19 protein-coding genes are annotated in these 26027 nt (G+C 63.1%); 9 read left to right on the forward strand and 10 right to left on the reverse strand.

Features of this window, described 5'->3' with window-relative positions; translation table 11 throughout:
• The 4 genes from LNV09_RS04045 to LNV09_RS04060 form a co-directional block, all read right to left on the reverse strand.
• A partial coding sequence (locus LNV09_RS04045; RefSeq protein WP_263555798.1) for a hypothetical protein occupies positions 1–448 on the reverse strand: 448 nt, incomplete at its 3' end.
• A gap of 81 nt (positions 449–529) precedes the next feature.
• The gene (locus LNV09_RS04050) at positions 530–1993 is read right to left on the reverse strand and encodes a peptide MFS transporter (protein WP_263555799.1); all 1464 of its coding nucleotides are present in this window, start codon (positions 1991–1993) and stop codon (positions 530–532) included.
• Positions 1994–2171: 178 nt separating this feature from the next.
• Positions 2172–2948: a substrate-binding periplasmic protein gene (locus tag LNV09_RS04055; RefSeq protein WP_263555800.1), complete on the reverse strand. Its 777-nt coding sequence runs from the start codon at positions 2946–2948 to the stop codon at positions 2172–2174.
• On the reverse strand, positions 2945–6499 hold the full coding sequence (locus tag LNV09_RS04060; protein ID WP_263555801.1) for a PAS domain-containing protein: 3555 nt from the start codon (positions 6497–6499) through the stop codon (positions 2945–2947). The genes LNV09_RS04055 and LNV09_RS04060 overlap by 4 nt, the downstream gene beginning before the upstream one ends.
• A 201-nt stretch (positions 6500–6700) precedes the next feature.
• Between LNV09_RS04060 and LNV09_RS04065 the strand changes: the two genes are divergently transcribed.
• The 4 genes from LNV09_RS04065 (at position 6701) to LNV09_RS04080 (ending at position 11158) form a co-directional block, all read left to right on the forward strand.
• Complete coding sequence (locus LNV09_RS04065) at positions 6701–8737, forward strand: M13 family metallopeptidase (protein WP_263555802.1); 2037 nt, start codon at positions 6701–6703, stop codon at positions 8735–8737.
• 71 nt (positions 8738–8808) lie between these two features.
• Positions 8809–9894: a sensor histidine kinase gene (locus LNV09_RS04070; protein ID WP_263555803.1), complete on the forward strand. Its 1086-nt coding sequence runs from the start codon at positions 8809–8811 to the stop codon at positions 9892–9894.
• Positions 9894–10649, forward strand: coding sequence for a LytR/AlgR family response regulator transcription factor (locus tag LNV09_RS04075; RefSeq protein WP_263555804.1), 756 nt, complete (start codon positions 9894–9896; stop codon positions 10647–10649). The genes LNV09_RS04070 and LNV09_RS04075 overlap by 1 nt, the downstream gene beginning before the upstream one ends.
• Before the next feature lie 20 nt (positions 10650–10669).
• Positions 10670–11158 (forward strand): DinB family protein, encoded by a 489-nt coding sequence (locus LNV09_RS04080; RefSeq protein WP_263555805.1) that lies wholly within the window; start codon positions 10670–10672, stop codon positions 11156–11158.
• A 35-nt stretch (positions 11159–11193) separates the two neighbouring features.
• Here the strand turns inward: LNV09_RS04080 and LNV09_RS04085 are convergent, their stop codons facing one another.
• The 3 genes from LNV09_RS04085 to LNV09_RS04095 form a co-directional block, all read right to left on the reverse strand.
• The gene (locus tag LNV09_RS04085) at positions 11194–12306 is read right to left on the reverse strand and encodes a serine hydrolase domain-containing protein (protein ID WP_263555806.1); all 1113 of its coding nucleotides are present in this window, start codon (positions 12304–12306) and stop codon (positions 11194–11196) included.
• A 185-nt stretch (positions 12307–12491) separates the two neighbouring features.
• Entirely contained in the window at positions 12492–13538 is a 1047-nt protein-coding gene (locus tag LNV09_RS04090; protein WP_263555807.1) for a stealth family protein, read from the reverse strand.
• 40 nt (positions 13539–13578) lie between these two features.
• A complete protein-coding gene (locus LNV09_RS04095) occupies positions 13579–14157 on the reverse strand; it encodes a BPSL1445 family SYLF domain-containing lipoprotein (protein WP_263555808.1) in 579 nt (192 codons plus the stop codon).
• A gap of 311 nt (positions 14158–14468) precedes the next feature.
• On the opposite strand from LNV09_RS04095, the gene LNV09_RS04100 reads away from it, so the two are divergent.
• The 5 genes from LNV09_RS04100 to LNV09_RS04120 all read left to right on the forward strand — a co-directional run bounded on the left by LNV09_RS04100 (position 14469) and on the right by LNV09_RS04120 (position 22683).
• Positions 14469–18290: an AsmA family protein gene (locus LNV09_RS04100; RefSeq protein ID WP_263555809.1), complete on the forward strand. Its 3822-nt coding sequence runs from the start codon at positions 14469–14471 to the stop codon at positions 18288–18290.
• Between the two features lie 70 nt (positions 18291–18360).
• On the forward strand, positions 18361–19413 hold the full coding sequence (locus tag LNV09_RS04105; protein WP_263555810.1) for a phospholipase A: 1053 nt from the start codon (positions 18361–18363) through the stop codon (positions 19411–19413).
• 69 nt (positions 19414–19482) lie between these two features.
• Positions 19483–20523: a patatin-like phospholipase family protein gene (locus tag LNV09_RS04110; protein WP_263555811.1), complete on the forward strand. Its 1041-nt coding sequence runs from the start codon at positions 19483–19485 to the stop codon at positions 20521–20523.
• A gap of 2 nt (positions 20524–20525) precedes the next feature.
• Entirely contained in the window at positions 20526–21977 is a 1452-nt protein-coding gene (locus tag LNV09_RS04115) for a GntP family permease (RefSeq protein WP_263555812.1), read from the forward strand.
• Positions 21978–22209: 232 nt separating this feature from the next.
• A complete protein-coding gene (locus tag LNV09_RS04120; RefSeq protein WP_263555813.1) occupies positions 22210–22683 on the forward strand; it encodes a YqhA family protein in 474 nt (157 codons plus the stop codon).
• Positions 22684–22715: 32 nt separating this feature from the next.
• Here the strand turns inward: LNV09_RS04120 and LNV09_RS04125 are convergent, their stop codons facing one another.
• The 3 genes from LNV09_RS04125 to LNV09_RS04135 form a co-directional block, all read right to left on the reverse strand.
• Positions 22716–23957 (reverse strand): serine hydrolase domain-containing protein, encoded by a 1242-nt coding sequence (locus LNV09_RS04125; protein WP_263555814.1) that lies wholly within the window; start codon positions 23955–23957, stop codon positions 22716–22718.
• Positions 23958–24204: 247 nt separating this feature from the next.
• A complete protein-coding gene (locus LNV09_RS04130) occupies positions 24205–24834 on the reverse strand; it encodes a DUF4136 domain-containing protein (RefSeq protein ID WP_263555815.1) in 630 nt (209 codons plus the stop codon).
• Between the two features lie 53 nt (positions 24835–24887).
• Positions 24888–26027 carry an META domain-containing protein gene (locus tag LNV09_RS04135; protein ID WP_263555816.1) on the reverse strand — a complete coding sequence of 380 codons (1140 nt, stop codon included), beginning with the start codon at positions 26025–26027 and terminating at the stop codon, positions 24888–24890.

Here is a 26027-nt window from a genome sequence, read left to right on the forward strand (position 1 = left end):
CGTAATACATGGCCAGCGTCTCGAGCTTGGCGCGCACCAGCGTGCCGTTCGACTGGTACAGGGTCGGGAACTGCGGGCTGGCTTCGGCCTGCGGCGCGGCGCCGTCGGCCAGGGTCACAGCGACGCGCAGCTGAACCCCGCCGGTGCTGCCGTTGACGACTTCGTGACGGGTGGCACGAATCTCCGGCGTGCGCGACAAGCGCGCCAGCGCCGCGATCAAGCGGTCCTCGGAAAAGCGGCTGCTGGGGTAGGCCGCCAGCGTGCGCCTGACCAGGTCCTCGACCCGCGAATTCAGCGCCGCGTCTGGGCTTGGATTGTCGATCGTGACCTGAACGGACTCGATTCTTTGGTTTTCAAACGGCTCGGTTCGGACCTGCGCGAGCGCGGGCAGTGGCGCGGCCAAACTGCCAAAGAGAGCGGTACAAAGAAGAAACTGCTTGCTGCGCATGAAGTGCAATGACTATTGGTTTTTGCTTGCGGGCACTATCGCATAAAGTCATTTCAGCTCTGCCCAATCTTGTGGTTTGGCTCAGGGTTTAGCCGGCTCGCCGATCAGCCGGCGCAGCGCCGGGATCAAGCCCACCAACACCAGCCCCACCACCACCGAGCCCGCACCCAGCTGCGTGAACAGCGCGCTATAGGCCGGGTTGCTGATCAAGGCGGTGCTGTCGGCCGGCTGCGCCACCATGCCGGAGAAATCGGCTGCGAACAACGAGGCCAGACCCGTCACCAGCATCCAGCTGCCCATCATCACACCCTGGTATTGGCGCGGCGCCAGGCGGCCAATCATCGCGTAGCCGACCGGCGAGATCAGCAGCTCGCCGACGCTTTGTAAGACATAGCTGGTGAATAGCCAGGAGAACGCCACTTGACCCTGCGCGTCCGCCAGCGCGATGCCCAGCGGCAAGGCCAGGAAGCCCAGGCCCATTAGCACTAGCGAGGCGGCGAACTGCTGCGGAATATCGATCGGCCAGCCGCGCTCGCGCAGCCGCGCAAACCAGGCCGCCAGCAGCGGCCCGCCGATCACGATCACCAGCGTGTTGATGTTTTGCACCCATTGCGGCGCGATCACATAACCCCATAACTCCAGGCGCACATTGCCGACGGCAAACAACTGCAGGCCACTCGGCGCCATCTGGTACAGCGACCAGAACATCAGCGAACCCAGAGTCAGAATCAGATAGGCCCACATGCGCCGGCGCTCAGGCTCATCCGGATGCTTGATGGTGATGAACACCAGCGCCGCTGCAACCAGGGCACAAATCCCCTTCAACAAGGTGTCGGTGTCTTTGGGGTTTTGCAGCAGCATCCAGAGCACCGGCACCAGGCCCAGCAAGATCGCCACGCCGGCGGCAAAGCGCAGGCGGAACTGCGCCGCGCTGACATGCATCAGCGGCGTGTCCAGATCGGCCAAGGTCTTCCAGAACAACGCTGACAACACAATCGCCAGCACGCCGCCGACGGTGGCGAAGATGAACAGGCTGCTATAGCTCTCGCTCAGCTGGTAATGCCCGGCCATGGTGAAGCCGATGAAGAAGCCGATATTCATGCCGGCGTAGTTCCACAAAAACGCGCCCTCGCGGCGGCTGTCCTCGGGCGCAAAGCGCTGGGTCAGCATCATGTTCAAGCAGGTCACATTGAGGCCGCTGCCGACCAGGAACAGCGCCAGCCCCCAGTAGAGCAAGGCGCTGGTGCCGCCGGCAATCGCGGCGCAACCCAGCACTTGCAGCACCATGCCGCCGACGAAGAGGTTGCGGTTGCTCAAGAAACGCCCGCCCAGATAACCGCCGAACAAATGCAGACCGTAATTGAAGGCGCCGAACACGCCCATCATCAGCGCGGCCTGCTCGGGCGGAAAGCGCAGATGCTTGTTCATGTACAGCACCAGACTGGAATACAGCACCGCGTAGGCCAGCGTGGAGAACATCTGCACGAAAAAGAGCACGCCGGCACCGGCAGGAATGCGGGCCAAGAAATTAGATTGAGCAGACAAGATGGATTCCTGAAGTGGCGAGCGGGGCAGGTTTTCTAAACCATGGGCGAAACAGGGGTGGCGCATTCTCGCTGGACTTCGGCCCGGCGTTCAAACAGGTCTTGTTTGGCGGCTCAGTTTGTCAGTTCAGCCAGGCAGTTCAGCGCGCCGATTCAGCGAGATCCACTAGCGCGACCCATCAGCGCGGCATGTCAAGCCCGCCCGCGCTCAGAATTTTCCGGTAGCTGCCGTCCGCCCTCATGCTGTCCAAGCCCTTGTTGAAAGCCTTCAACAAGGCGTCGCCGCCCTCGTAATTCTTGGCAAAGCCCAGGTAGTGATCCTTGACCTCGAGTGCGGGCGTCTTCCACTCCACGGCGGCCGCCAGCTCCTTGTCGGTATTCAGCAAGTACTGGCCCAGCGCCCTGTTGCCATAGGCCAGGTCAACCCGCTCGCGGATCAGCTTGCGCATGCTGCTGAGCAGATCATTGCCGACATCAAAACGCAAATTCTTGTTGTCAAGCACGGGCGGCAAATAAGTGGCGCGCTGTATCCCGATCAGCAAACCCGCCAAGACCTTGGGGTCATTGAATTCCAGGGCCACACCACGCCGGCCGAAGTAGCCCAGCTCCATCTGAATAATGGGTTTGGAGTAGTCAAAAACCAAGTCACGTGCCGCATTGCGCCAGATTCCGAACAGGCCACAGCGGCCGCCTTCGGCCTCCTTGAGGGCGCGCGCCCAGGGCATGAATTGCACATCGATGTTGCGGCCGGCACGTTTGAATGCTTCGGCCGCCAGCTCGATCAAAGGGCCTTGCTTGGGCAATTGCTCACTGTTGAAGGGCGGGAACTCGGTCAAGCACAGCAGGACGGGACCCGGCTCAAGCGCCCAAGCTGCCTGCCCAGCCAGGCAGCAGACCAGACCGAGCAGCAGCCTAGCGGCACAAACTGTCTGCCAAAGCGAGCCCCCAGGCTTCATTGCGCAGCCTCTTGCACCTCGTTGAGCAAGGCCCGGCAAGGCGCGATCGCCGCATCAAACTCAAGCCGCCCGAGCACCTCATCCAAGACCTGCAGGCGACCGCCCAAGACGCCGGCATAACGTGCTTGCAACACGGACATCATTTGCAAGGCGTCCATGTCCGAATCTTGCAGCCGCAGCAACAAGTCGCTCAGTGCCTCGAGCAAGCCCTGCCGCTGCGCCGCCGGCATCTCCGTCAAGGCGCCCAAGCCTGCGATCAAAAGCCCGCCAGCCTCGCCGGCTTGTTCTTGCAGCAGCCGCAGCAGCTCAGTCAAGCCAGGAACAGCGCAAGCCATGGCAACGCAACTGCTCTCGACACAATCAAGCAGCAAGGCTGCAGGCACCGGCCCCGCAGCACCCTGATTGGCCAAGGCCTGCAGCAATGCCCCCTCCGCCTTGCCGGCCAGCGCCGCCAACTGGCCGGCGCCAAGGGTTGCTGACACACCTTTGAGCGTGTGTAGCAAGCGCGCGGCCGACTGGGCGTCGGCCTGCGCCAGATGCTCGCGCAGCTGCGCCTGCATGAGAGGCAGGTCGGCCGTGAAGTTGTGCAGCATGCGTGCATAAACTGGGGTCTTGCCGCCCATGCGCTGCAGCGCGGCTGGCAGATCCACCGCTGCCGCGTCTGCCGCCTGCATCAGCTCGGCAGCAAGCTCGGGTCGCCGCTTGGCAGCCGGGTCGACCCCGCCCAGGCTGGCACGCCCACCATGCCGGCGCAACACGCGCACCAATTCATCTAGATCAAAAGGTTTGCCAATATGGTCATTCATGCCGGCGGCCAAGCAGGCCTCACGGTCCGAACGCATCGCATTGGCAGTCATCGCCACGATGGGCAAGGCCCGCAAGCCCAGCACTTCGCGCAGATGGTGGGTCGCGGCAAAGCCGTCCATCACCGGCATCTGCAAGTCCATCAAGACCACATCAAAAGCACTGACATCGGCAGCGATGGCCGCCACCGCCTGCTGGCCGTCACCGGCAATCTGCACGGCTGCCCCTTCGCCGCGCAGCAACTCAGCGGCGACCTGCTGATTATTGAGGTTATCTTCAACCAGCAACAAGCGCATGCCGGCCAGCCTATTCGCCTCGATCGGCGCAACGCCCGTCATGGGCACGAGCTCTGCATCGGCATCCCCACGCGCCAAGCTCAAGCTGAACTCAAAGCAGCTGCCGCGCCCAAGCTCGCTTTGCAGCGTCAGCTCACCGCCCATCAGCGCGACCAGGTTTTGGCTGATGGCCAGGCCCAGGCCGGTGCCGCCAAAACGCCGTGTCGTGGAGGCCTCCGCCTGCGTGAATCCGGTGAAGATGCGCGCTTGGTTTGGCGGCGCAATGCCGATGCCGGTGTCGCGCACGGCGAAGTGCACGCGCACCGAGTCCGGGTCCTGCTGCAAGACCTGGATCTTCAACACCACCTCGCCTTGTTCGGTGAACTTGATCGCATTGCCGATCAGATTGATCAGCACCTGCTTTAAACGCATCGAGTCGGCGACCAGGTCGCGCGGCAAGGCCGGGTCGATATCGAACACCAGCGCCAGCTTCTTCGCGCCCACATTGGCCGCCAGTATCACCGACAGCTCGTGCAGCAAATGGTCGACCCGCATGGGCTGCGGGTCCAAGCTCATCTTGCCGGCCTCGACCTTGGAAAAATCCAAAATCTCATTCAACAGCCCCAGCAAGGATCGCGCAGCACCCTCGGTCTTGCTGGCGTAGTCGGCCTGGCGCTCGCTCAGCGAGGTCTTGCGCAGCAGCGTCAACATCCCCAAGATCGCATTCATCGGCGTGCGAATTTCATGGCTCATATTGGCTAGAAACTCGCTCTTGGCCTTGCTGGCGGCCTCAGCCACCAGCTTGGCCTCACGCAACTCGGCTTGAATGCGGTGATGCTCGGAGGTGTCCCAATTGACGCCCACCATGCGCATGGCCCGCCCCGAGGGATCCCGCATGATCAGGGCCGAGCCGCGAATGTGGTGGACCGAGCCATCTGCCCAAACAATGCGGAACTCCGTCGCAAAGGGGCGCGGCCCTTCGATGGCTTCTTGCAAGCTCAGTTCGGCGGCCGCGCGATCGTCCGGGTGCAGATAGCGCGCCCACAAATCGTAGGAGACATCTTGCGCACCGGGTTCTTGGCCATACAGACGGTACATCCAGGCGTCCCATTTCAGGCTGCCTTGCAACAAGTCACAGACCCAAATGCCGATGCCGCCGCTGTCGGTCGCCAATTGCATCTGGGCATGGGCATCTTCCAGCGCCAGCCGCTCGTTGACACGCTCGGTGACGTCCTGGAAGGCGCCGGTCAGACGAACGGGGCGCTCGCCGTCAAGTTCGACCGAGCCGACCGACCTGACCCAGATCTTGCGTCCATCGCGCAATTGCTGCGGCAGTTCAAGATCGAAGCCCTCACCGGTTGCCGCTGCCCGCTCCACCGCTTGCTTGATCTGCGGGCGAGCCTCGGGCGTGTAAAAATCCAGCGCCTCCTCGAGACTCGGCCTGTGGCCAATCTCCAGGCCATGGATGCGGCAGGTTTCATCGGACCAAAACAGGCGCTTGCTGGCGAGATCAATTTCCCAGCCGCCCACGCCCGCCACGCGTCCGGTGCGGTCCAGAAAAGCCTGGCTGGTGCGCAGTGCATCTTGCTGAAGGCGCGATTCGGTGATGTCATCCACCGTGCCTACATAACCGCTGGGCAGGCCGGCCGAACTCAGCTTCAATTTGGCGTTGGCCCGCACCTGCCTGACCTGACCATCGGCACGCAGAATACGAAACTCAGCGTCCAAGCCCTGCTGCAGGGACAGGGCTTCGCTCCATTGCGTCGCCACCGCTTTGCGATCTTCGACATGCACCATGTCGGTCCAGTCCAAGTTCTGACCCTGCTGCAGCCCAAAAATATCCAATAGGCGCTTATTCGCATAGCTGAAGCGACCTTCGGTATCGATCTCGAACACGCCGATCGGCACGCTTTCGCTGAGCAGGCGAAAGCGTGCTTCACTTTCAGCCATCTCGCGCGAGACCTGTTGAAGCGCTCGCATGGCCCGCCGACCTTCCAAGGCCTGCGCGGCGGCCATGGCCAACTCCATCAGCACTTGGCGCTGCGCCTCGGTCAAGCTGCGGGGCTGGCGGTCAATCACGCACAGCGTGCCAATGCGCGAGCCGTCGCGGAGCCGCACCGGTGCGCCGGCGTAAAAGCGAATATCGGGCCGGCTACTGACCAGCGGGTTGTCGGCAAAGCGTGGGTCTTGCGTCGCGTCGGGCACCTCAAACAAGTCATCGCTTAAGACCGCATGCGCGCAAAACGCGAGATCGCGCGCCGTCTCGTGCACGCCCGGCAGGCCGATATTGGCCTTGAACCATTGCCGTTCGACATCGATCAGGCTAATCAAAGAAATCGGCACCCCGCAAACGATAGAGGCCGCCCGCACCAAGGCATCGAATTCCGCCTCGGCGCCGCTGTCCAGCACCTCCAGCGCGCGCAGCGCAGCCAAGCTTCGGGCTTCGTCATCGCGGAGCGGGGCAGATTGCATGGAGCATGGATCTCACGCTGGACAGAACGACTAACTATGCCTGAAGACGGCGCGAGCTCATTGCCCTGATGCACAAAATTGCCGCTTATCCCCAGCTTTAGCCGCTCGGCACCTTTTTCACCCAGGCGAGCGGCTCGCCTAGACACTGGCGGCGCCGAGGGCCTGAAAGGCCCTCCTTCTTCGACATGAAAGCCGCCTCCCATGAAACCGTCTACCGCGCTCAAGCTCAGCTGCCTCGCTTTACTGACTCAATTTGCCGCTTTTGCCACGCCAAGCTGGGCCGGGCAAACCCAGTCCGGTTTGGACCTGCCCGGCTTCGACCAGGCGGTTCGCGCCCAGGACGATCTCTATCGCCACAGCAGCGGCAGTTGGCTGAAGTCCGGCAGCATTCCCGCCGACAAGGCAGAGGTCTATGGCGCCGATATGCCGGCCGTGGTGGACCAGCGCATCCGCCGCATTCTGCAAGAACTCGCAAGCAAACCCCAAGCAAAGGGTTCCAACGCCAAGAAGATCGGCGACTATCACGCCGCCTACCTCGACACCGTCGCCATCGACAAGGCGGGCTTGGCTCCGATCAAGCCCTTGCTGGCCGAGATCGCCGCGCTCAAGACGGCGCAGCAACTGGCCGCGTGGGCAGGTCGCGCCCAGGGGCAAATTGAAACGCCGATCTGGCTCTGGGGAGGCTTTGCCGACTTCATGAATCCAGGCCTGAACCGCGTAATGGCTTGGCAGGGGGGCTTGGGTCTGCCGGACCGCGACTTCTACCTGAAACTTGACGACGCCCAATTCACGACCGCCCGCACCGCCTACCTGGCATACCTGACCGAATTGGCCCGTCTCGCCGGGCTGTCAAAGCCAGCCGATCTGGCCCTGCGCGTGCTGAGCCTGGAGACTCGCCTGGCCCAAGCGCACACACCCTTGAGCGAGGCTCGCAACCCCGCCAAGATGTACAACCCTTTGTCGGCCGAAGAGCTCATAGCCCAAGCCCCCGGCTTCGACTGGCAGTCTTTCTTGGCCGCCGCCAAGATCTCGGGTGAGGACAAGGTCACCGTCACCCAGCTGGACACGGCCATCGCCACCGCCCGGCTCTTCGCCGAGTTGCCGCTGGCCGATTGGCAGGCCTATTTCACGCTGCGCAGCCTGGACGCGGCAGCCCAAGTCTTGCCTGCGGGCTTTCGCGCGGCGCATTTTGCCTTCCACGGCAAAGCCATCACCGGCGCCCAGCTCGACCGGCCGCGTGCCAAGCGCGCCCTGGAGCAAGTCAGCGAGGCGCTCAACGACGCCTTGGCCGAGCAATATGTGGCGCGCCACTTCTCACCTGCGCACAAGCAAAGGGTCGAGACGATTTTCCAGAGCGTTTTGGCCGCCTACCAGCAGCTGATGGCAGCCAACAGCTGGATGGAGCCCGCCACCAAGGCGGCCGCGCTGGACAAGCTGTCCAAATACAAGGCCAAGATCGGCCACCCGGACAGCTGGCGCGACTACGGCGCCTTGGAAGTCCGCGCCGGCGATGCCTTCGGCAACCAGCAGCGCGCCAAGTGTTTCGCCTGGGAACACAAGGCCGCGGCAGCTGGCAAGGCGATGGATCGCAAGGCCTGGGCAATGTCGCCACTGGAGGTCAACGCCTTCTACGACCCGATGGGCAACGAGATCAATATGACGGCCGGCATTTTGCAAGCGCCGCTGTTCGAGATGCAGGCCGATGACGCAGCCAATTACGGCGGCATCGGCGCGACCATAGGCCACGAGATCAGCCATGGTTTCGACAATATGGGTGCCCAATTCGACGGCGACGGCGTGATGCGACCCTGGTGGACCGAGGCCGACCGCAAGGCCTTCGAGGCGCTCGGCGCTAGGCTGGTGACGCAATTCAATGCGCTGGAAGCCTTGCCCGGCAAGACCGTCAACGGCGAGCTGACACTGCCTGAGAACATCGCCGATCTGGTCGGCGTGCAAATCGCCTTCAAGGCCTACCAAGCCAGCCTGGGCGGCCGGGCAGCGCCGGTGATTGACCGCTACAGCGGCGAGCAGCGCTTCTTCCTGAGCTTCGCGCAAAGCTGGCGCGTCAAACGCCGCGACAAGCGCACGCTGCAACTGCTGAGCTCCGATCCCCATGCGCCGAACGAGTTCCGCGCCAACGCTTCGGCGCAGAATGTCGATGGCTTCCATGAGGCCTTCGGCACCCAGGCCGGCGACAAGATGTTCAAGCCCGCCGCCGCGCGTGTGCGGCTGTGGTGAGCGCGCAATGAGCACGACAATCCTCCCGCCATGCTTCCCAATCACCTAGCCAGCAAAGCAGCCATAAGCCGATGAAGTTCTTCCCTCGCGAGCGGCAGTTCTGGCTCTACCATGGCGCGGCCATGGGCTTCATCGCCGCAGTGACGCTGCTCAGCATCGTCTTGTTCGGTCGGCTGGACGCCAACAACCTGGCGTCCACCCTGGCCTGGATGCCGCCCTACACGCTGGCGGTGCTGGGCTTTCGCTGGCCCTATCTGCGGCGCGGCTGGGCAGGCCTGGCGATGGGTCGGCTGATTCCCGTCATCATCGGCTACAGCAGCCTGAGCGGGGTGGCGGTAATGGCGGTGGTGGCGGCCATGGTGATGCCTTTTTTTTGGACCCAGATCAGCGGTGGGCGGGCTGACTTCAAGACGGCGGAATTTTTGCTGCGCAGCATCCTCAGCAATGGCTTGCAGGCCCAGCTCTTCATCAGCGCCTGGGCCTTTGTCTATATCAGCGCGGCGGCCGCGCAGCGCGCCCGCGAGGGCGAACTCCGGAACTTGCGACTGCAGATGAGCTTGAAGGCCGCGCAACTGAGCAGTTTGAGCCATCAACTCAACCCGCATTTTCTGTTCAACACGCTGAACAATATCCGCTTCATGATTCATGAAGATGGCGGGCGCGCCGACGCGATGATCGTGGCGCTGGCCGAGTTGCTGCGCTACTCGCTGGAAAGCAGCCAGCAAGACAAGACCCGTCTGAGCCAAGAGTTAGCCATCATCGAGGCCTTCATCTCCATCATGCGCACGCAACTGGAGGAGCGCCTGGACTTCCGGCTCAGCGTGGCGCCCGGGCTGTTGAACTGCCTGTTGCCACCGATGGTCTTGCAGCTCTTGGTCGAGAACGCGATCAAACATGGCCTCGACCAATTGCCCCAGGGCGGCACGCTCAACGTGGCGGCGGTGGATGGCGGCGACAGCCTGCGCCTCATAGTCGGCAACGACTCACGGCCGGATACCGCCAGCGCGCCACCGGGGTCAGGGCAGGGGCTGGGCCTGGGCCTGCCCAATATCGAGCGCCGCCTGCATTTGCTGTACGGCGATCGGGCGGCGCTCAAAATTCAACGCAAGGCTGAGCATTTTCAGGTCGAGCTGAGTCTGCCCAAGGAGTTTGCATAGTGGCGAAGAAACTCAGAGCGCTGGTGATTGAAGACTCGCGCTTGGCCCGCGAAGGCCTGGTGCGCATGCTGGGCGAGTTTGCCGACCAAGTCGAGGTGCTGGGCCAGGCCGATAACGCCGAAACTGCGCGCCTCTTGATTGAGCAGCTACGGCCGGACCTGCTCTTCCTCGATATTCATATGCCCGGCGAGAGTGGTTTTGATCTGCTGGAAAAGCTTGACTACACGCCTCGCATCGTCTTCACCACCGCCTACTCCGAGCACGCGATCCGATCATTTGACTTCAACACGGTCGACTACCTGCTCAAACCCATCAGCTCGCTGCGGCTGGCGCAGGCGGTGGACAAGCTGAGCATTGACTCCAATGCCGAACCCGAAGGTGTGCGGGCGCAGTCCCGCCCGGCGCTGGACCTCAACAGCAAAATATTCATCAAGGACGGCGAGCATTGCCACCTGGTCGCGCTGGCCTCGATTCGCTATATCGAGAGCTGCAAGAACTATGTGCGGGTGTTTTTTGCCGACCCGGCCGGCACCGGCAAGAGCGCCTATGTTAAAAAGTCGCTGAACCAAATTGAAGAACGCCTGCCCACCCAACAGTTCTTTCGCGCCAGCCGCCAGCATCTCGTCAATCTGCAAGCCATCAGTGGGATCGAGGAGTCGATACGCGACGGCTTCGAGATCACCATGAACGACGGCAAGCGTTTGGAGATTTCGCGCCGCAATGCGGCCGAACTCAAAGATTTGCTTAGTTTTTAATCAAGACCACAACGCTCATCATGTCCATCAAACCCTTGCTACTCAAACTGCTCGCCTTCAAGGCCTGGGCCAATCAGGACCTGTTTCCGCTCGTCATGAGATTGAATGAAAGCAGCCAAGCGCAAGAGCGGCATAACGCCACCCGTGTGCTGAACCATATCTATGTAGTGGACAAGATCTTCCACGGCAATCTGCAAGGTCTGGCGCATGGCTATACCGGCCTGAACACGCCGGACACCCCGGCGCTGGCCGATCTGTTCCAAGCCCAGCAAAACGCCGACCAGTGGCTGGAACGTTATGTCAGCGGACTCAGTGAGGCGGAGTTGGCCGAACCAGTGGACTTCATCTTCATTGATGGCAAGGCCGGCCGCATGGCGCGGGCTGAAATGCTGATGCACCTGATCACGCATGGCGGCTACCACCGCGGTGCGGTCGGCCGCATCTTGTTCCAGGCCGGCGTACAGCCGCCGCCCGAGACCTTGACGACCTTTATGCACCGCGCCGCCTGAAAGAAGGCCCGGGGCTTCAAGCCGCTCTGGACAACTCACTCGGGCAGCAAGCTCATCACCACTTCTTGCACGGCCTTGTCCGCGCCCATATCGGGTCCGGCGTTGGCCGCCACCAGCACACCACGGCCGGACTCGGGAAACAAGACCACCAACGCGAACCAGTTGCCGTCCGAGCCCCCATGCATCAGCACCGGGCCTTTGCGGCCTGCCAGGCTGTCTTGCACACCCCACCCGACCGTGCCGGCGCCAGACGGCAGTACCGTCTGCATCAAGCGGTAGGACGCAGCGCTCAGCAACTTTCCACCGCCTTGGCTGGCCGCGAGCTGGTCCAGGCAAAAGCTGGCCCAGTCGCGCATGCGCATATTCATATTGCCGGCCGGCGCAAACATCAACGGGTTGCTGTCGCTCGCCTTGCTGATGGGTTTGCCCTGCGTGTGGCCCCAGTTCTGACCGGCCTTGGTCGTGCCGAAGGCGACCTGTGTCATGCCGAGAGGCTCGAACACCTCGCGCTGCATCAAAGCCTCGTAGCTGCTGTGGGTGGCGCGCTCGGCGATCACGGCCGCGATGATGAAGCCGGTATTGCTATAACTGACCTTGCTGCCGGGCGGCGCCACCGGGGCTTCCGACAGCGCCCGGCTGATATAGGCCAGGCGCTGCTCGGTCAGCGGCCGGCTATCGCTGTGAAAGGTTTCAAAATAGCTTTCGTCACTGAAGTTCTCCGGCAAGCCCGAACGATGCGACAGCAACTCGATCAATGTCACCTTGCGGTACTGCTCATTCATCCGCTCTGTCAGCTCCGGCAACAGGCTATCCAGCGGTGCATTCCAGCTCAAGACACCTCGGTCCACCAGCCTCGCCAGCAAGGCGGCGGTGATCGGCTTGCCATTGGAGCCGATCAACCAGGCATCATCGAGCTGCGCGAGTTCCTTGCCGTCGTTGCGGCGCAGGCCGGCCACCGCCTGCTGGGTGATCTTGCCGTCACGCAAGGCCATGGCGGCGATCGCCGGCGTCTGGCTGCCGGCCAGCGCCTTGCTCAAGCTGAGATTCAGGCCAATATCGGCCTGGCTTTGCGCCTGAGCCAGCGGCGCGGTGGCCAAGTTCAACAATACCGTGGCCGCCAGGGCGGCGAGTGGGCGAGACAAAAACATAGGACTTCCTTGGATGGCGGGGCGGCGAGGATTTGCCGCCCCTGCCCTCCTCTACGCAGGACTTGTGCCAGCCGCGCACGGCCTGCTCGTCTCAACAGAATCAGTCACTTAGCGATGACTGCGGGCCTGAAGCAATGTCCGCGGACAGCCGCTGGACACCCTGCGGACAGAAGCCGGACAGGCGCTCAGCCGGCCCACTCAAAGCTCGACGGCGCCGCGAACATCTGCTGCAAAGCGGCCCGCGCGCGGAGCAAGCGAGGGTCGTCGGCAGGCGCGTCATCGGTGGTGTCATTGAGGCAAAAGAAGTCCAGCTTGCCCTCCGATGCGACCAAGGTTTGCAGCGCAGCCTGCGCTTCGGCGTCATCATGCGCAGCACCGGTGGCCAAGAACAAATGCGTGTAGCTGCGCAGTTTGGCGCGCCCGCGGCTGAGCGACCAGCGCATCACGAAGTCCGACACGATCGTGGGCTTGTTCCAAACCCTGAACACGGTGGAGCGCACCGAGCCGAACAAGTCGGGTGCCAAGCACTCCAACTCGAACATCACCGACCGCAGCATCGGCCGCGGCGCATGGGCGAAGGTGCGAAAGGTCGGCAAATACTCTGCCACAGGCCGCGCCTCGCTGGCACTCAGCCAATGGTGCGAGAGTCGGCAGGCATTCATCAGCGCGGTGCCATCGGCGCGCATCGGCTCATCGCTGACCGACGCCTCGTCCGACCAAGCGGTGTAAATGCCGCCGGGCCAGAACCAGTCATCCAGACTGACCGGTGAGCCCAAGAAAACATCGTCGTTCAAATAGAGAAAGCGCTCCGACAGCCCCGGGATTCGGTGGATGTATGACTCGATATGCCCGGAGTCAAAGGTCGGCAAAGCGCCTGCCGGTATCAATGCGCTGTGGTCAATGACGGTGAGCCGGTCCGACGCCTTCAACCATGACGGGCGCTGCCCGTCGGTGACCAGATAAACATGACCATGTGCGGGGAAGTACCGCTCCAATGCACGCAAGTTGTAGCGCAACTCATCATTGTCACGAAAGCGCCCTTCGACATTGCCATAAACAGCCATGGCATCGCGGTGCCCCGCACACAGGCGCGCAGCAGCGCGCCGCCGCTTGCGACGCCAAGCGGGGTCGCTACCGTCTACCCACAGGTAAACGATATCGACCGGCTCAGCGCTCGCCTCGGCAGCGGTGTCAGCAGTCTGCCGCAATCCCGGCACCAATGCCTCAGTCAAGCCAGGCCGCCAAGGGGCGGGCCAAGGTTTGAGCTGGCAATCAGTTGAAAGTCAAAGGCGAAATATTGCTGCCGTTCAGGCTCAGATTGCCCATCAGGCCGCCATTGGTCAAGATGAAGCCAATGATGGGCTGCTGCGCAGTTTGAGTCGAGACACTGGCGCTGGCGCCGACATTGATCATGGTGATCGAGCCGTCAACACCGGCCGTCCAGCCGCGGCTGGCTTCAAAACGGCTCAAGGCTTCTTGCGTCATGAACAAGATGAACACACCCTGCGATTGCGCGCCGGCGAGGAAGCCGACCGAAGCTTCGGTCATGCGGAAATGGCCGGTGCTCTTGCCGCCCTTGCGCATGGCGCCCGTGCCGCTGGCGCCGCCAACGATGAAGCCTGCAGACACAAAGTTAGGAAACACCAACACGCCCTTGGCAGAAGCCACCAACTCCTTGGCGCTGGAGTTTTCTTGAAACAAACGAGCCAAGGCACTCTCAACCGCTGCGTCGATTGCCGCGCGTTGAGCCGCCGGGTCACCCGAGGCGCCGCCGGTGGTGCTGCAAGCGGTGTTCAACAACGCCACGGCAGCCAAAGATGCGCCGGTAACGAGGAAGTTTCTCTTGTTCATGGAAGTAATCTTTCTACTGTTCGGGACTTCGGTGGAAACACAACAGGGTGTGCGCTTGGGCAAGCGCCTCAGCAGGCACCACATCGCTGGCCATGTGCAGAGTGCACCAAGCAAGCAGAACTAGTGTACGCAACTTGCACTGCGATTCAAGCGTTAGCAAGGCGGGTCGCGGCCGGCCTCGGCCTTTTTGCCACAGTGGCTGTCATTTATGATTCATCAATGACAGCCAACGCCGGGCACGCGAAGCGTTTGCCAAAGCCCTTTTTGCCACCGATTTGCCGCGCCCGCAGCGCTGAGCTGGAGCGCGGGGTTTGAGCTTGAACTGGCGCCGTTTGGCTGCGCTGGGCGCGGGTTTGCTTGCCCTGCCAGTGTTGATGCTCTTCGCAGCCTTCATGCTGGAGCTGGCTTTCGACGCCTCGGCCTGGCGCGAGCTCGCGCAACGCCATGCGTCCGCCGCCCTGGGCCGCCCGGTGCTCTTGCAAGGCGCGATGGAGTTGCAACTGCGCCGGGACTTGGGGCTTGGTCTGCGCATGGGGCAGCTGCGGATTCAAAGCGCACCCGGCTTTGGCCAAACAGACTTGCTCACGCTGGCCGATGCTCGGGCTGAATTGGATTTGGGCCAAGCGCTGCATGGCCGCTTGCAGTTGGGCCGCATTGAGGCCAGCGACGCCCGCTTGCGCCTTGAGCGCAGCGCCGACGGCCGCGACAACTGGGCAAGCGACAGCGCACGCGATCCGGCCCGCCCGCCCGCCGAGCTGGACATCGGGCAGTTCACGCTGCATGGGCTCAGCCTTCACTACCAAGATTTCGCCAGCGCCCAGCAATTTGCTTTGGCACTGGATGAGCTGACGGGCAGCGCCCCTGCGGGCCAGCCACTGCAGCTCGCCTTGCGTGGTCATGCGTCAGCGCCTTTTTCGCGCGAGCACGGGCCCGCGCAAGCCCCCTTTTCGATCTCGCTCGAAGGCGGTCCGCTGCCCTTGCTGCTGGCCGGCGCACCGCAATGGCCATTCAAGCTAGACGGCAAGTTCGACGGTGCAACCCTGCGCACCCAGGGCCATTTTGACCAGCAAGCTCCCCGCACCATCAATTTGACCGAGCTGTCCGTCAGGCTCGGCGAAACCGAGCTGGCCGGTCAAATGACACTCGCGCTCGACTCAGCACGCCCCCAGCTCAGCGCCACCTTGAATTTTGCAACGCTGGATCTGCGGCCTTGGCTGCCATCGGGGGAGGCAGGCTCGGTGACAGGCACAGAACGCGCGGCGCAGCCCTTTGCCTTGCGCCGCCTGGTGCCGGCCGGTGTGGATCTCAAGCTGGATTTAGGTGTGGAGCGCTGGCTTGGGCTGCCGGTGGAAATCCGCGCTGCCGGCATTGCGCTGCGCAGTGACGGGCAAACCGCTGGCCTGACATTCCAGGCGGATGCCGCCGGCATTCCCTTGGCCGGCCGCCTAGACCTAGACACCCGGCCGGCTTCCCCAAGTATTGCGCTGCAAGTCGGCGCGGCGGACCTGGCACTCGGCCCCTTGCTGCAGCAACTGGACCAGGGTGAGACTTCGCCAGACCTGCAAGGCCAGCTCGGGCGCTTGGACCTGCGCCTGGCCGGCAGCGGCGAGACGCTGGAGGCCATGCTGACCGAGCTTGAATTGTCGTTGGATGCGGCGGCGGCACAAGTCAGCATGGCGCGGCGCGACGGCAGTTCCGCTGCAAGGCCAATCACTTTCGCGCTTGATCGCCTGACCCTGGGGGCCCGCCGGGGTGAGCGCTTGCACGGCCAAGCCAGCGGCAGCTGGCTGGGGCAACAAGCCATGCTGTCCTTGCGCGCCGGCTCGCTGGCGCAGCTGTGGCGCGAACTCGCTTCGCCGCTGGAGCTGGAACTGAAGCTGAAGCCGTCGAAGATGAGCCTACGCCTGGACGGCCTCCTTAACCTGCGAGCCTGGCGTGAAACTGCACTGAACTTCGCCCTGCAGGCGCCTAGTTCAGGCGCGCTGGCGCCCTACCTGGGCGTCGCGCCGTCGTCCAAGCTGCCGGTCAATTTCAGCGGGCAGTTGCAACTCAGCGACACGGCGCTGCGGCTCAGTCAATCCACCCTGATGGTCGGCCGCAGTGAGCTGCATCTGGACGGCTGGCTCAGCCGCACTGCAGCCGGCCCAGCCAGCAAAGCCACACTGCAAAGCCCCTTGATCGATGTGGCCGAGCTCTCGAGCTTGCGGCCCAGCCCCTCGCCCCGCGCAAGCAACCGGCGTGACCCACCCTTGTTTGCCTCCGCCCTCGACTTGCCCGACGCCGACCTCGACCTGAGCCTGCAGCGGGTCGTGCTGGACCGGGCCGATCTGGCCGATCTGCGTGACCTGCACCTGCAAGCCCGGCTGCGCGATGGGCGCGTGCTGGCCTCGGCCCTCGGCGTCAAGGTCGCCGGCCAAGCTCTGCAAGGCTTGGTCGAGCTGGACCCGCGCGCCGAGCAGGTCAGCGCCAAGCTGGAACTCTCCAGCGGCCCAATTGACATCGGCGCGCTGCTGCGCGGGCTCGGCGCAGCCGAGGCCATCAATGGCACGGCAGAGGCCGTGAAGATCAATTTAAGTGGTCAGGGACAAAGCGTTCGCGAGTTTCTCAGCCAGGCCGAGCTCGATGCCCGCATCAGCGGCGGCAGCGTCAGCCTGCTCGGCGCGGGGCGGCGGCCGGTCACCGACATTGAGGTCGACAAGGCTTTCATCCATGCAGCGGCCGGTCAGCCTTTGTGGCTGGAGCTGGAGGGCCGCGTCGACCAAACGCCGCTCAAGCTCGGCCTGCGCGTCGGTACGCTGGCGGGCTTTACACAAGTCGATGAGCGCTTGCCCTTCTGGCTGGAGGCTCAGGGGGCCGGCACGCTGCTACAGCTCGAAGGGCGGGTGGCGTTGCCGCTGGGACGCGAGGGCGACTTGACGTTTGAAATCAGCGGCGATCGGCTCGACAGCTTGACCCCGCTGACCCGGGTCAATCTGCCGCCATGGGGCCCCTGGCGGCTGCGCGGGCCGGTACGCATGACGGCCGATGGCTACGAGTTGGAACAGCTGAGGCTGCGCGTCGGCGAGAGCCAACTCGGCGGCAGTGGGCGCATCGACCTGAGCGGGCCGCGGCCGCGCTTGGATGCGCGATTGTCCGGGCGCAGCGTTCAACTGGCCGACTTCCCAACCCCCGAACTCACCCCCGAGCAAACGGACGCGCGCCGCGAGGATCGCGCCGCTGCCGAGCTTTCCGGCAACGCCATCGTCAGCCTGCGCAGCAAAGTCAGCCGCTTGGCCAGGCGCACCGAGGGCTTGCTGAGCGCAGGTTTCCTGCGCCGCTTCGATGCCAATATCGATGTTGTCGCGCGCGAGGTGTTCTCCGGCAGCGATCGGCTGGCCGACGGCGAGTTGCACCTGCAGCTCAAAGATGGCCGCCTGCGCCTGGACCCCGCCTTCGTCAATCTACCCGGCGGCGGTATGCGGCTAACGGCCACGTTTGACCCGACCGGCGAGCAAATTGAGTTCGAGGCGAAAGCTGCAATCGAGCGCTTTGATTACGGCATCATCGCCCGCCGCATGGGCCGCGAAGGCAATGTGCAGGGCCTCTTCAGCATGAATCTGGATCTGGCCGGCCAAGCGCCCACCCTTGACACGGTGCTGCGCAATGCCAATGGCCGGGTCGATGTGGCCGTGTGGCCCACCAATCTGCGCGCCGATGTCTTCAACCTCTGGTCGGTCAATCTGGTGCTGAACCTCATACCCTTGTTTGATCCGGGCGGCCAGCCGCAGGTGAATTGCGTGGTGGCGCGCTTCGACCTCAAGGACGGCAAGCTGACCGAGGACAACCTGACCATAGACACGACGCGGGTGCGCGTGCGCGGCAGCGGCTTTGCCAATTTGGCAACCGACGAGCTGTCTTTTGTGTTCCGCCCGCGCGCCAAGGGCTTCGCCTTGTTCCGCCTGCAGACGCCCCTGCGGGTCAGCGGTACGCTGAACAATCAACGCATTGGCATCCAACGCGGCGACCTGATCGGCTCGACCATGCGCTCCATCCTGTCGCCGATCTGGCTGCCGATCGAGCGCCTGATGCTGGGGCCAAACCCGCCCGACGGCGCTGATATTTGCACCGACCCTTTGAGCGGCAGAGGCCCTTGAGCTCGGCTATCATCGGCGTGAATTTGCGCCAGCGAAGGCACCTCGCTCATCCCCTCACCCAGCTGCGACCATGAACAAAATCCGTCTACTTTCCCTCGGTTTGAGCGCGCTGGCGCCGCTGGCTGCCGCGGCACAGACTTGCAGCGAGATCAATCTAGATGCCGAGCGTTTGGCCTGTTATGACCGGGCTGCCGGCCGGGTAGCGCCAGGCACAGCTACGGCTGCGGCTGCGGCTGCCACACCGGCAGCTTCGGCACCGATGCTTGCGGCCGCGTCGGAGTCGGCGCCGACCAAGTGGACCGGCCAGTCCTTCTCCGAGCGCTTCCAGCTCGACCCCGAAACCAAGGATGGCATCTTCAAGGTCAAGCCTCATCTGCCGGTCTATGTCTTGCCGGTCAGCTGGCGCCAGCATGTCAACCGCAACCCCAGCTCGCCCAACCCCCGCAACACCGCATTTGGCGCGGGCGAAAACAACAAGAACCTTGAGGCCAAGTTCCAAATCAGCCTGAAGACCAAGATGATGCAAAACATCTTGGGCAGCGAGATCGACTGGTGGGCGGCTTATACACAGCAGAGCTTCTGGCAGGTCTACAACGCTGAAGATTCGCGCCCCTTTCGCGAATCCAATTACCAACCCGAAACCTTTGTGACCCTGCCGCTCAGGCTGGGCTCAGATGCGTTTCAGCTGCGCATGCTCAATCTGGGTCTGGTGCACCAATCAAACGGCCAGACCGACCCCTTGTCCCGCTCCTGGAACCGGATCTACGCGACCTTGGGCGCCACCTCGGGCGGCTTGAGCCTCTTCGTCAAGCCCTGGTGGCGCGTCAAAGAGACAGCGGCCACCGACAACAACCCCGACATCAGCGACTACGCCGGCCGCATCGAAGTGCAGGCGATCTACAACTTCGGCGACCATATCGTTTCGGCCACACTACAGAACAATCTGAAGATCAACACCAGTACACCAAACCGCAGCAATGTGCAGATCGAATGGGCTTTCCCCTTGTTCAGCGAGCTACACGGTTATGTGCGCGGCTTTGGCGGCTATGCGGACTCGCTGCAAAACTACAACTTCCACAACTATGGGATCGGCCTAGGGGTTTCCCTGGTGCAGTGGCGTTGAGCGCAAAATTGCCGCTCAATGAAGCACCTAGGGGTGTATTTGTCACACAAGCGGCATTAATATGCTGCAATGCACAAAAACACCTCCCCCCAAAATCGCAAGCCCGTTCTGGTTGATCTCGCGCTGCAAGGGGGCGGTGCCCACGGCGCCTTCACCTGGGGCGTGTTGGACCGCCTGCTCGAGGAAGAATGGCTCAGCATCGACGGCATTTCAGGCACCTCGGCGGGAGCCATGAACGCCGCGGTGATGGCCAGCGGCCATGCCCATGGCGGCGCCCACGGCGCCAAGGCCGCGCTGGAAGATTTCTGGAAGCTGGTCTCCGACGGCGCCAAATTCAGCCCGATGAAGCGCAGCATCATGGACATCATGAGCGGCCAGTGGACGCTGGACAACTCGCCAATGTACCGCGCCGCCGAGATGATGACGCAGGTGTTCTCGCCCTATGACTTGAACCCCAGCGGCAAGAATCCGCTCAGCGACATCCTCGCCAAGACGGTTGATTTTGAGTGCCTGGCCACGGCGCCAATCCGCCTCTTCATCACCGCGACCAATGTGCGCACCGGCAGCGGCCGGGTGTTCCGCAATGCCGAGATCACGCCCGAGGTGCTGCTGGCCTCGGGCTGCTTGCCGACCATGTTCCAGTCGGTCGAAATCGATGGCGAGTTCTACTGGGATGGCGGCTATTCGGGCAACCCGACCATCACGCCGCTGGTGCGGGAATGCAAATCGCGCGACACGATTCTGGTGCAGATCAATCCTATCGTGCGCGAAGCTATCCCCAAGACCGCGCGCGATATTGCCAACCGGCTGAACGAGATTTCCTTCAACGCGCCGCTGCTCAAAGAGTTGCGCATGATTGCACTGCTGCATCAATGCGCCGATGCGGACAGCGGCGAAGGCGGGCAATGGGCGCGCATGCGCATGCACCGCATCGCCACCGACCGGGTCACCGAACTCGACTCCAGCTCCAAGATGATTACCGAGTGGAAGTTCCTCTGCGGTCTGCGCGACGAAGGCCGGCGCACCGCCGAGCTGTTCCTTGAAACCCATGGCGATGCGCTGGGCGTGAAGTCCTCGCTCGATCTGAACGCGATGCTGGAGGTGCAATAACCATGGGCTTGCTCGGCATACTTTTAGGCCTGGGCCTGCTGGTCTGGCTGGCGTTTCGCGGCTGGAGTGTGCTGGGTCTGGCACCGGTCGCTGCGCTTATTGCGGCAGGCTTTGCGGGTGAGCCGCTGCTGGCGCATTGGACGCAGACCTTTATGGGCTCGGCGGCCGGTTTCATCGCCTCCTTCTTCCCCCTCTTCCTGCTCGGCGCGCTGTTCGGCAAGCTGATGGCCGACAGCGGTTCGGTCAGCGCGATCGCACAGTTCATCACCGAAAAGCTGGGCAGCAAGCGGGCCATTCTTTCAGTAGTCCTGGCGGGCGCCTTGGTCACCTACGGCGGCGTCAGCCTGTTCGTGGCGATGTTTGTCTTGGCGCCGATGGGCCAGGCGCTGTTCAAGGCTGCCGATATTCCGAACCGCCTCTTGCCCGGTGCCGTGATGCTGGGCACGGCGACCTTCACGATGTCGGCCCTGCCCGGTTCCCCGGCGATTCAAAACGCGATCCCGATGCCGTTTTTCGAGACCACGCCCTTTGCCGCACCCGGCCTAGGCTTTATCGCTGCGGCCATCATGTTCGGCTTTGGCATGTGGTGGTTGAGCCGCTCGGAGGCGGCCGCGCGCCGTGCCGGCGAGGGTTTTGGCGGACCGGCCGCTTCGGCGACGGATGCGGCAAACGACACCATGCTGCGCGAGCGCGCCACCGCCTCGCGCGAGTTTGACCCCGCCGAGCTTGAGCATGGCGCGCGCAGCGCGCAACTGCCCAGCATTGGCATTGCGCTGTTGCCGCTGATCGTGGTGATGGCGGTCAACCTGACCATGTCGCTGCTGGTGCTGCCGCGCCTGGACACCAGCTTCCTGGCCGAGCCGCGCTGGGGCGGCACGACCATCGCCAGCGTCGGCGGCGTCTGGTCAGTGCTGCTGGCGCTGGGCGCTGCGATCCTGGTCTTGTATGCATTCAATCGCAGCCGCTTGCAGAGCTTGCGTGACACTGTCGACGCCGGCCTGAATGCCGCGGCCCTGCCTGTCATCAGCGTGGCCAGCCTGGTCGGCTTCGGCGCCGTGGTCGCCGCCTTGCCGGCCTTTGCGGTCGTGCGTGAATGGGTGCTGACCATCGAAGGCGGGCCGCTGGTCGGCCTGGCGATTGCGACCAATGTGTTGTCGGCGCTGACCGGCTCTGCCTCGGGCGGCTTGACGATAGCGCTGGGCGCTTTGGGCGAGACCTATATGGCCATGGCCTACCAGTACGGCATTGACCCGGCTCTGATGCACCGCGTGGCGGTGATTGGCGCCGGCTCGCTCGACAGCTTGCCGCACAACGGCGCGGTCGTAACCATGCTGGCCGTCTGCGGTGTCACGCACAAAGAGAGTTACTTCGACATCGTGATGGTCGGCATCGTCAGCGCGATCCTGGGGCTGATTGCCGTCGTTGTCCTGGGTTCGATGTTCGGTTCGTTCTAAGGCTGGCTGGAGCCCGCCGGTAACTAGGGCGACACGCAGCAGCGCTGGGAAGCTCTGCATAAATCGGGGCGAGGCCGGGCAGTGCGGATCGGGATGGACTGCAAGGCGCAGTTTGAAGCCAATAGCCGTAGCTATTGGCGAAAAATGTAACGCAGCAGACCGCCCGAGACCGCGCTTGCACGGACCGGCCTGATTTGTGCAGAGCTTCCCTAGACAAGGAGCTTTTAGCATCATGATGAAGATCTTGAACGCCAGCCGGTTTCTGGTGTTGGCGGCCGTGATCGGCTCGCTGCTGTCGGCGGTGGCGCTGTATGCCTATGGCCTCATCGACACCATGGCGGTGATCGCGCGCACGCTGGGCTCGGCGGAAGTGTCGACCAAGGGCGCCAAGGGCCTGATGCTTTACTTCATCGAGATCTTCGATCTGTTCCTGCTCGGCACCGTGATGCTGATCCTGGCACTCGGCCTCTACGAGTTATTCATCAACCCGGAGCTGAAGATGGCGTCGCGGCTGCAGATCAACACCTTCGAGGACCTCAAGACCACGTTGGTAACGGTCGTCATTGCGGTGATGGCGGTCACCTTTTTGGGCCAAATCATGTCCTGGACCGGTGACGCCTCGCTGTTCGATATCGGCGTGCCGGTGGCGCTGGTGATCCTGGCCCTCAATCTCTATTTGTGGGTTGCCAAGGGCGCCAAGAAGTAGCATCCCTGGCCGCCCACTTCGGCAAGACTTGCCTACGGCCCCGAGCGGGCCAGCGCGTCAAGCCGCTTGGCCCCGCTCTGCATCACTTGGCTGACCCAATCGCCAAAGGTGTTGCTCAAGCCAAAGCTGGCGTTTTTGCCCTGCTGGTCGACCCAGGCAATGCTCCAGAAACCCGCGAATGCGCCTTCATGGGCCAAGACCGTGGCGCCATTGACCTTCAGGCCGCCCCAGCCCAACTCATAGCCGCCCTCATTCAAGGACTTGAGCCGCGCCACATAGGCCGCCGGCAAGGGCGTGCTTTGGCCCTGCAATGCCAAGAGATGCCAGCGCAACCAGCGTGTATAGCCTTGCGGCGTGACGCTGAAGCCGCCCGAGGGTGTGGCCATCAATTGTTCGACCTGGTCAACATCGTTCAACAATGGCGCAGCCGGCGTCAGCTGGGCTGGACCGTTACTCCAATGGCCGAACAGGTTGGGCGGCGTGATCGGGCGCGACCAGAACCAGCGCCCACTGACGCCCAAGCTGCCCTGCACGAGCTGCTCGAACACAGTCTCAAAAGGCTTGCCCGCAGCGGCTTCTACCATCTGAGCCGCCAATACATAGCCGGCGTTGGAGTAAAGGAAATTGCCCCCCGGCTTTGTCGCCGGCGGCTGCGCCAGCAGCCAAGGCAGGTAGGCAGCTCGAGCCGCCTGCGGGTCTGTCGGCAGCGGCCCGCGGGCACGCAAATAGGCCCAGTAAGGCGTGTACTCTTCGGACCTGTTCATCTGCCGCAAGCCGGCCTTGTGGCTGAGCAGCTGCAACAGCGTCAGGTCTTGATAATCGGGCAAGATGCCGGCCTTCAGTTGCGGCAGCAGGTCGACGACGCGGCTGTCCCAGCGCAGCTTACCGCTGTCCACCAGGCTCGCCGCCACCATCGCGGTCATGGCTTTGGTGTTGGACGCCAACAAGAAGTACTCGTCGCCCGTCAGCAGCGGGGCAGCGCCCTGCTTGAGCACGCCGCTATGGCCGATGGACTCAGCCTGCACGCGCACGCTGCCAAATACGGCCCCGGCCAAACCGCGCTGTACCGCCTCATCGCTGACCTGCTGTGCATTTTCCGCAAGCGATGGCGGCACCGTATCGCCGCCACCGCAGGCGCTCAATGCCGCCGCACCCAGCAGGGCCAGAGCCGCTGCTGCCAGCAGTTGCCTGCGAACCCCACCTGCAACGCTAGGCACACCGGAGCTGGCGTACAAGATAGGCGCCCGCCCCAAAGCTCTTGATGAAAATTTCATGTTGTCCCCCTGTGATTCTTTTGAGAAAGCCGATTGATCGGCCTCGGCAGCAAGTTCGCGTCAACACACAGTGTCAGCTCAAATGACCGCTCAATTTTCTTGTTATGCCGAGTAGCGCCAAACGCACCCTCGGGTAGCGGATGCTGCAATTCGGGATTGAGTTTTGGCAAAAGACATTGGGGAAACAAGTTTCACGAACGAAAAAAAACGGGCCCAGGGGCCCGTTCCGCGCCAACAAAGCCGCGCCTTATTTGACCGCAATGATCTCGCGGCTCTTGAGCTGACCAATGATCAGGTTGGCAAACGGCGGTGCTTCCTGCGCGACCGAGCGCGGGTTGAAGGTGGTGGTCGTGACCGCCCACACCAGGCGCCGGGTGCTCACGTCAAACAGCTTGGTCTCGACTGTGGCCAGATCGTACTGACGCACCTCCTGAACCGGGAAACTGCCGCGCGAGTACATGCCGCCCCAGCTGTTGCTTGGGCCCCAGGAGTTGTGACCCCAGCCCATGCCGCCATGCACCATGGTGGTGGAGACTTGCGTGCGCTGATCCACTCCCAGCACCCGGACCAGCAGCAGGCCTTGGGCGCCGGTGCCCTTCACGGCGGCTTCAAAGTCCGCCTGCGACAAATTGGGGTCATCCAGACGCAACGTGTGGCCGGCCAACGCGTCCACCCCCGCTGCGCGCATGCGCTCGACGAAGACCTCTTCCACCAAACGATCTTCGGCAACCGAATTGATACTGCCGGCGACGACGATCTTGCTCATCGGTGGGCCTTTGAAGTCGGTGTCGAACCAGGCCGAGCGGACCGACGTGGATTGGCAACCGGCGGCCAGTACTGCGGTGGCCAACACGGCCAGAGTAGATGCAAATTTCATGCTGAGCACTCCTGTGTAAAAAGATTCACGAACAACAAATCGGCCAGGCCGCATCAAGGCTTTTCTATCGCCGATTCAACCACCAAGTCAAGTACGTACAGATAGGGTGCGCCGCCGCCTACGGCCGCGCGATCAAAACGCTTCAGCCGCAGCACATTGCGCACACCAGGCTTGTGCGTATAACCTTCGATCGTTTCAGCAAAAGGCAGCCAGGCACCGGGCGTGCCCACGTTCAAGCCTTGCTCATCAAAGCGGCGCTCGCGCACCTGCAGGCATTGCGCATCGGCTCCTTGGGCGTTCTTACAGGCCACCTGGCTGGCGCTCACTTCCATGAACACCCGCGTCGCCTGACCGTAACGCGCCTCGGGCGTCATCTGACCGGTGAAGAACAGCGTCGCATTGCTGGGCCCGGTCAAGCGCAGCGTCGTCGCCGTGCCGGCCAGTACCTCGCTCTTCAACGGTGCAGCAAGCAACTCCGCCAAAGCCGCATCCACCTTCATGGCAGCAGGCTCGCAAGCCATCATCGTCGAAGCCATGCGGCTGAAACTCAGTTTGCCCTCGGCATCAATCTGGTAGCCGCTCATCATGCGGTTGCAGCCGCCTTCGATATTGAAACGGCCGGCGCTGAAACTGAAATGAATCTCGCGCGGCGTCACGGCCGGCAGGCCCGCAATCGGCTGGCCCTGCGCGTCTGTGGCCCAAACCAGCGTCCAACGATGCGCCTCGAGCGTGCGTGGCAACTCGGCTGCGGCCAAGGGGCTCAAACGCATCAACTGGCGCTGAGCATCCTGCGGCCAAGTGGCTGCGGCGCCTGCGGGCAACAGGGCAACACGACCCTCACCGACCAATAACTGACGCCCGCTGCCTTGCTCATCGAGGGTGATCGCATTGCCATTGGGGCTCCATGTGAAACGGCCGCGTGACACCTTGGGCGCCGGGTCCCGGTCCAGGTATTGGACCGACAACTCGAAACTCTCATCCCGGTTCAGCCGCAGCCGGGTCTGCACGCCGGGGCAGTTGGCGCAGGGCAAGGTGCCCGCGTAAGTGCCGGCCCAGTCGAGCGCATTGCGGCTGCTGTGGGCGGGGTCGGCCACGGGAGCTTTTGATCCGCCGTCAGCCAGCGGCGCACAAGCCGCAATTGCCACCAGCGCCAGCGTACTCAGCGCCAGCTTAAGCCATCGAGTTTGCTTCAT

Source organism: Paucibacter sp. B2R-40, assembly GCF_025717555.1.
Classification (GTDB): domain Bacteria; phylum Pseudomonadota; class Gammaproteobacteria; order Burkholderiales; family Burkholderiaceae_C; genus Paucibacter_A.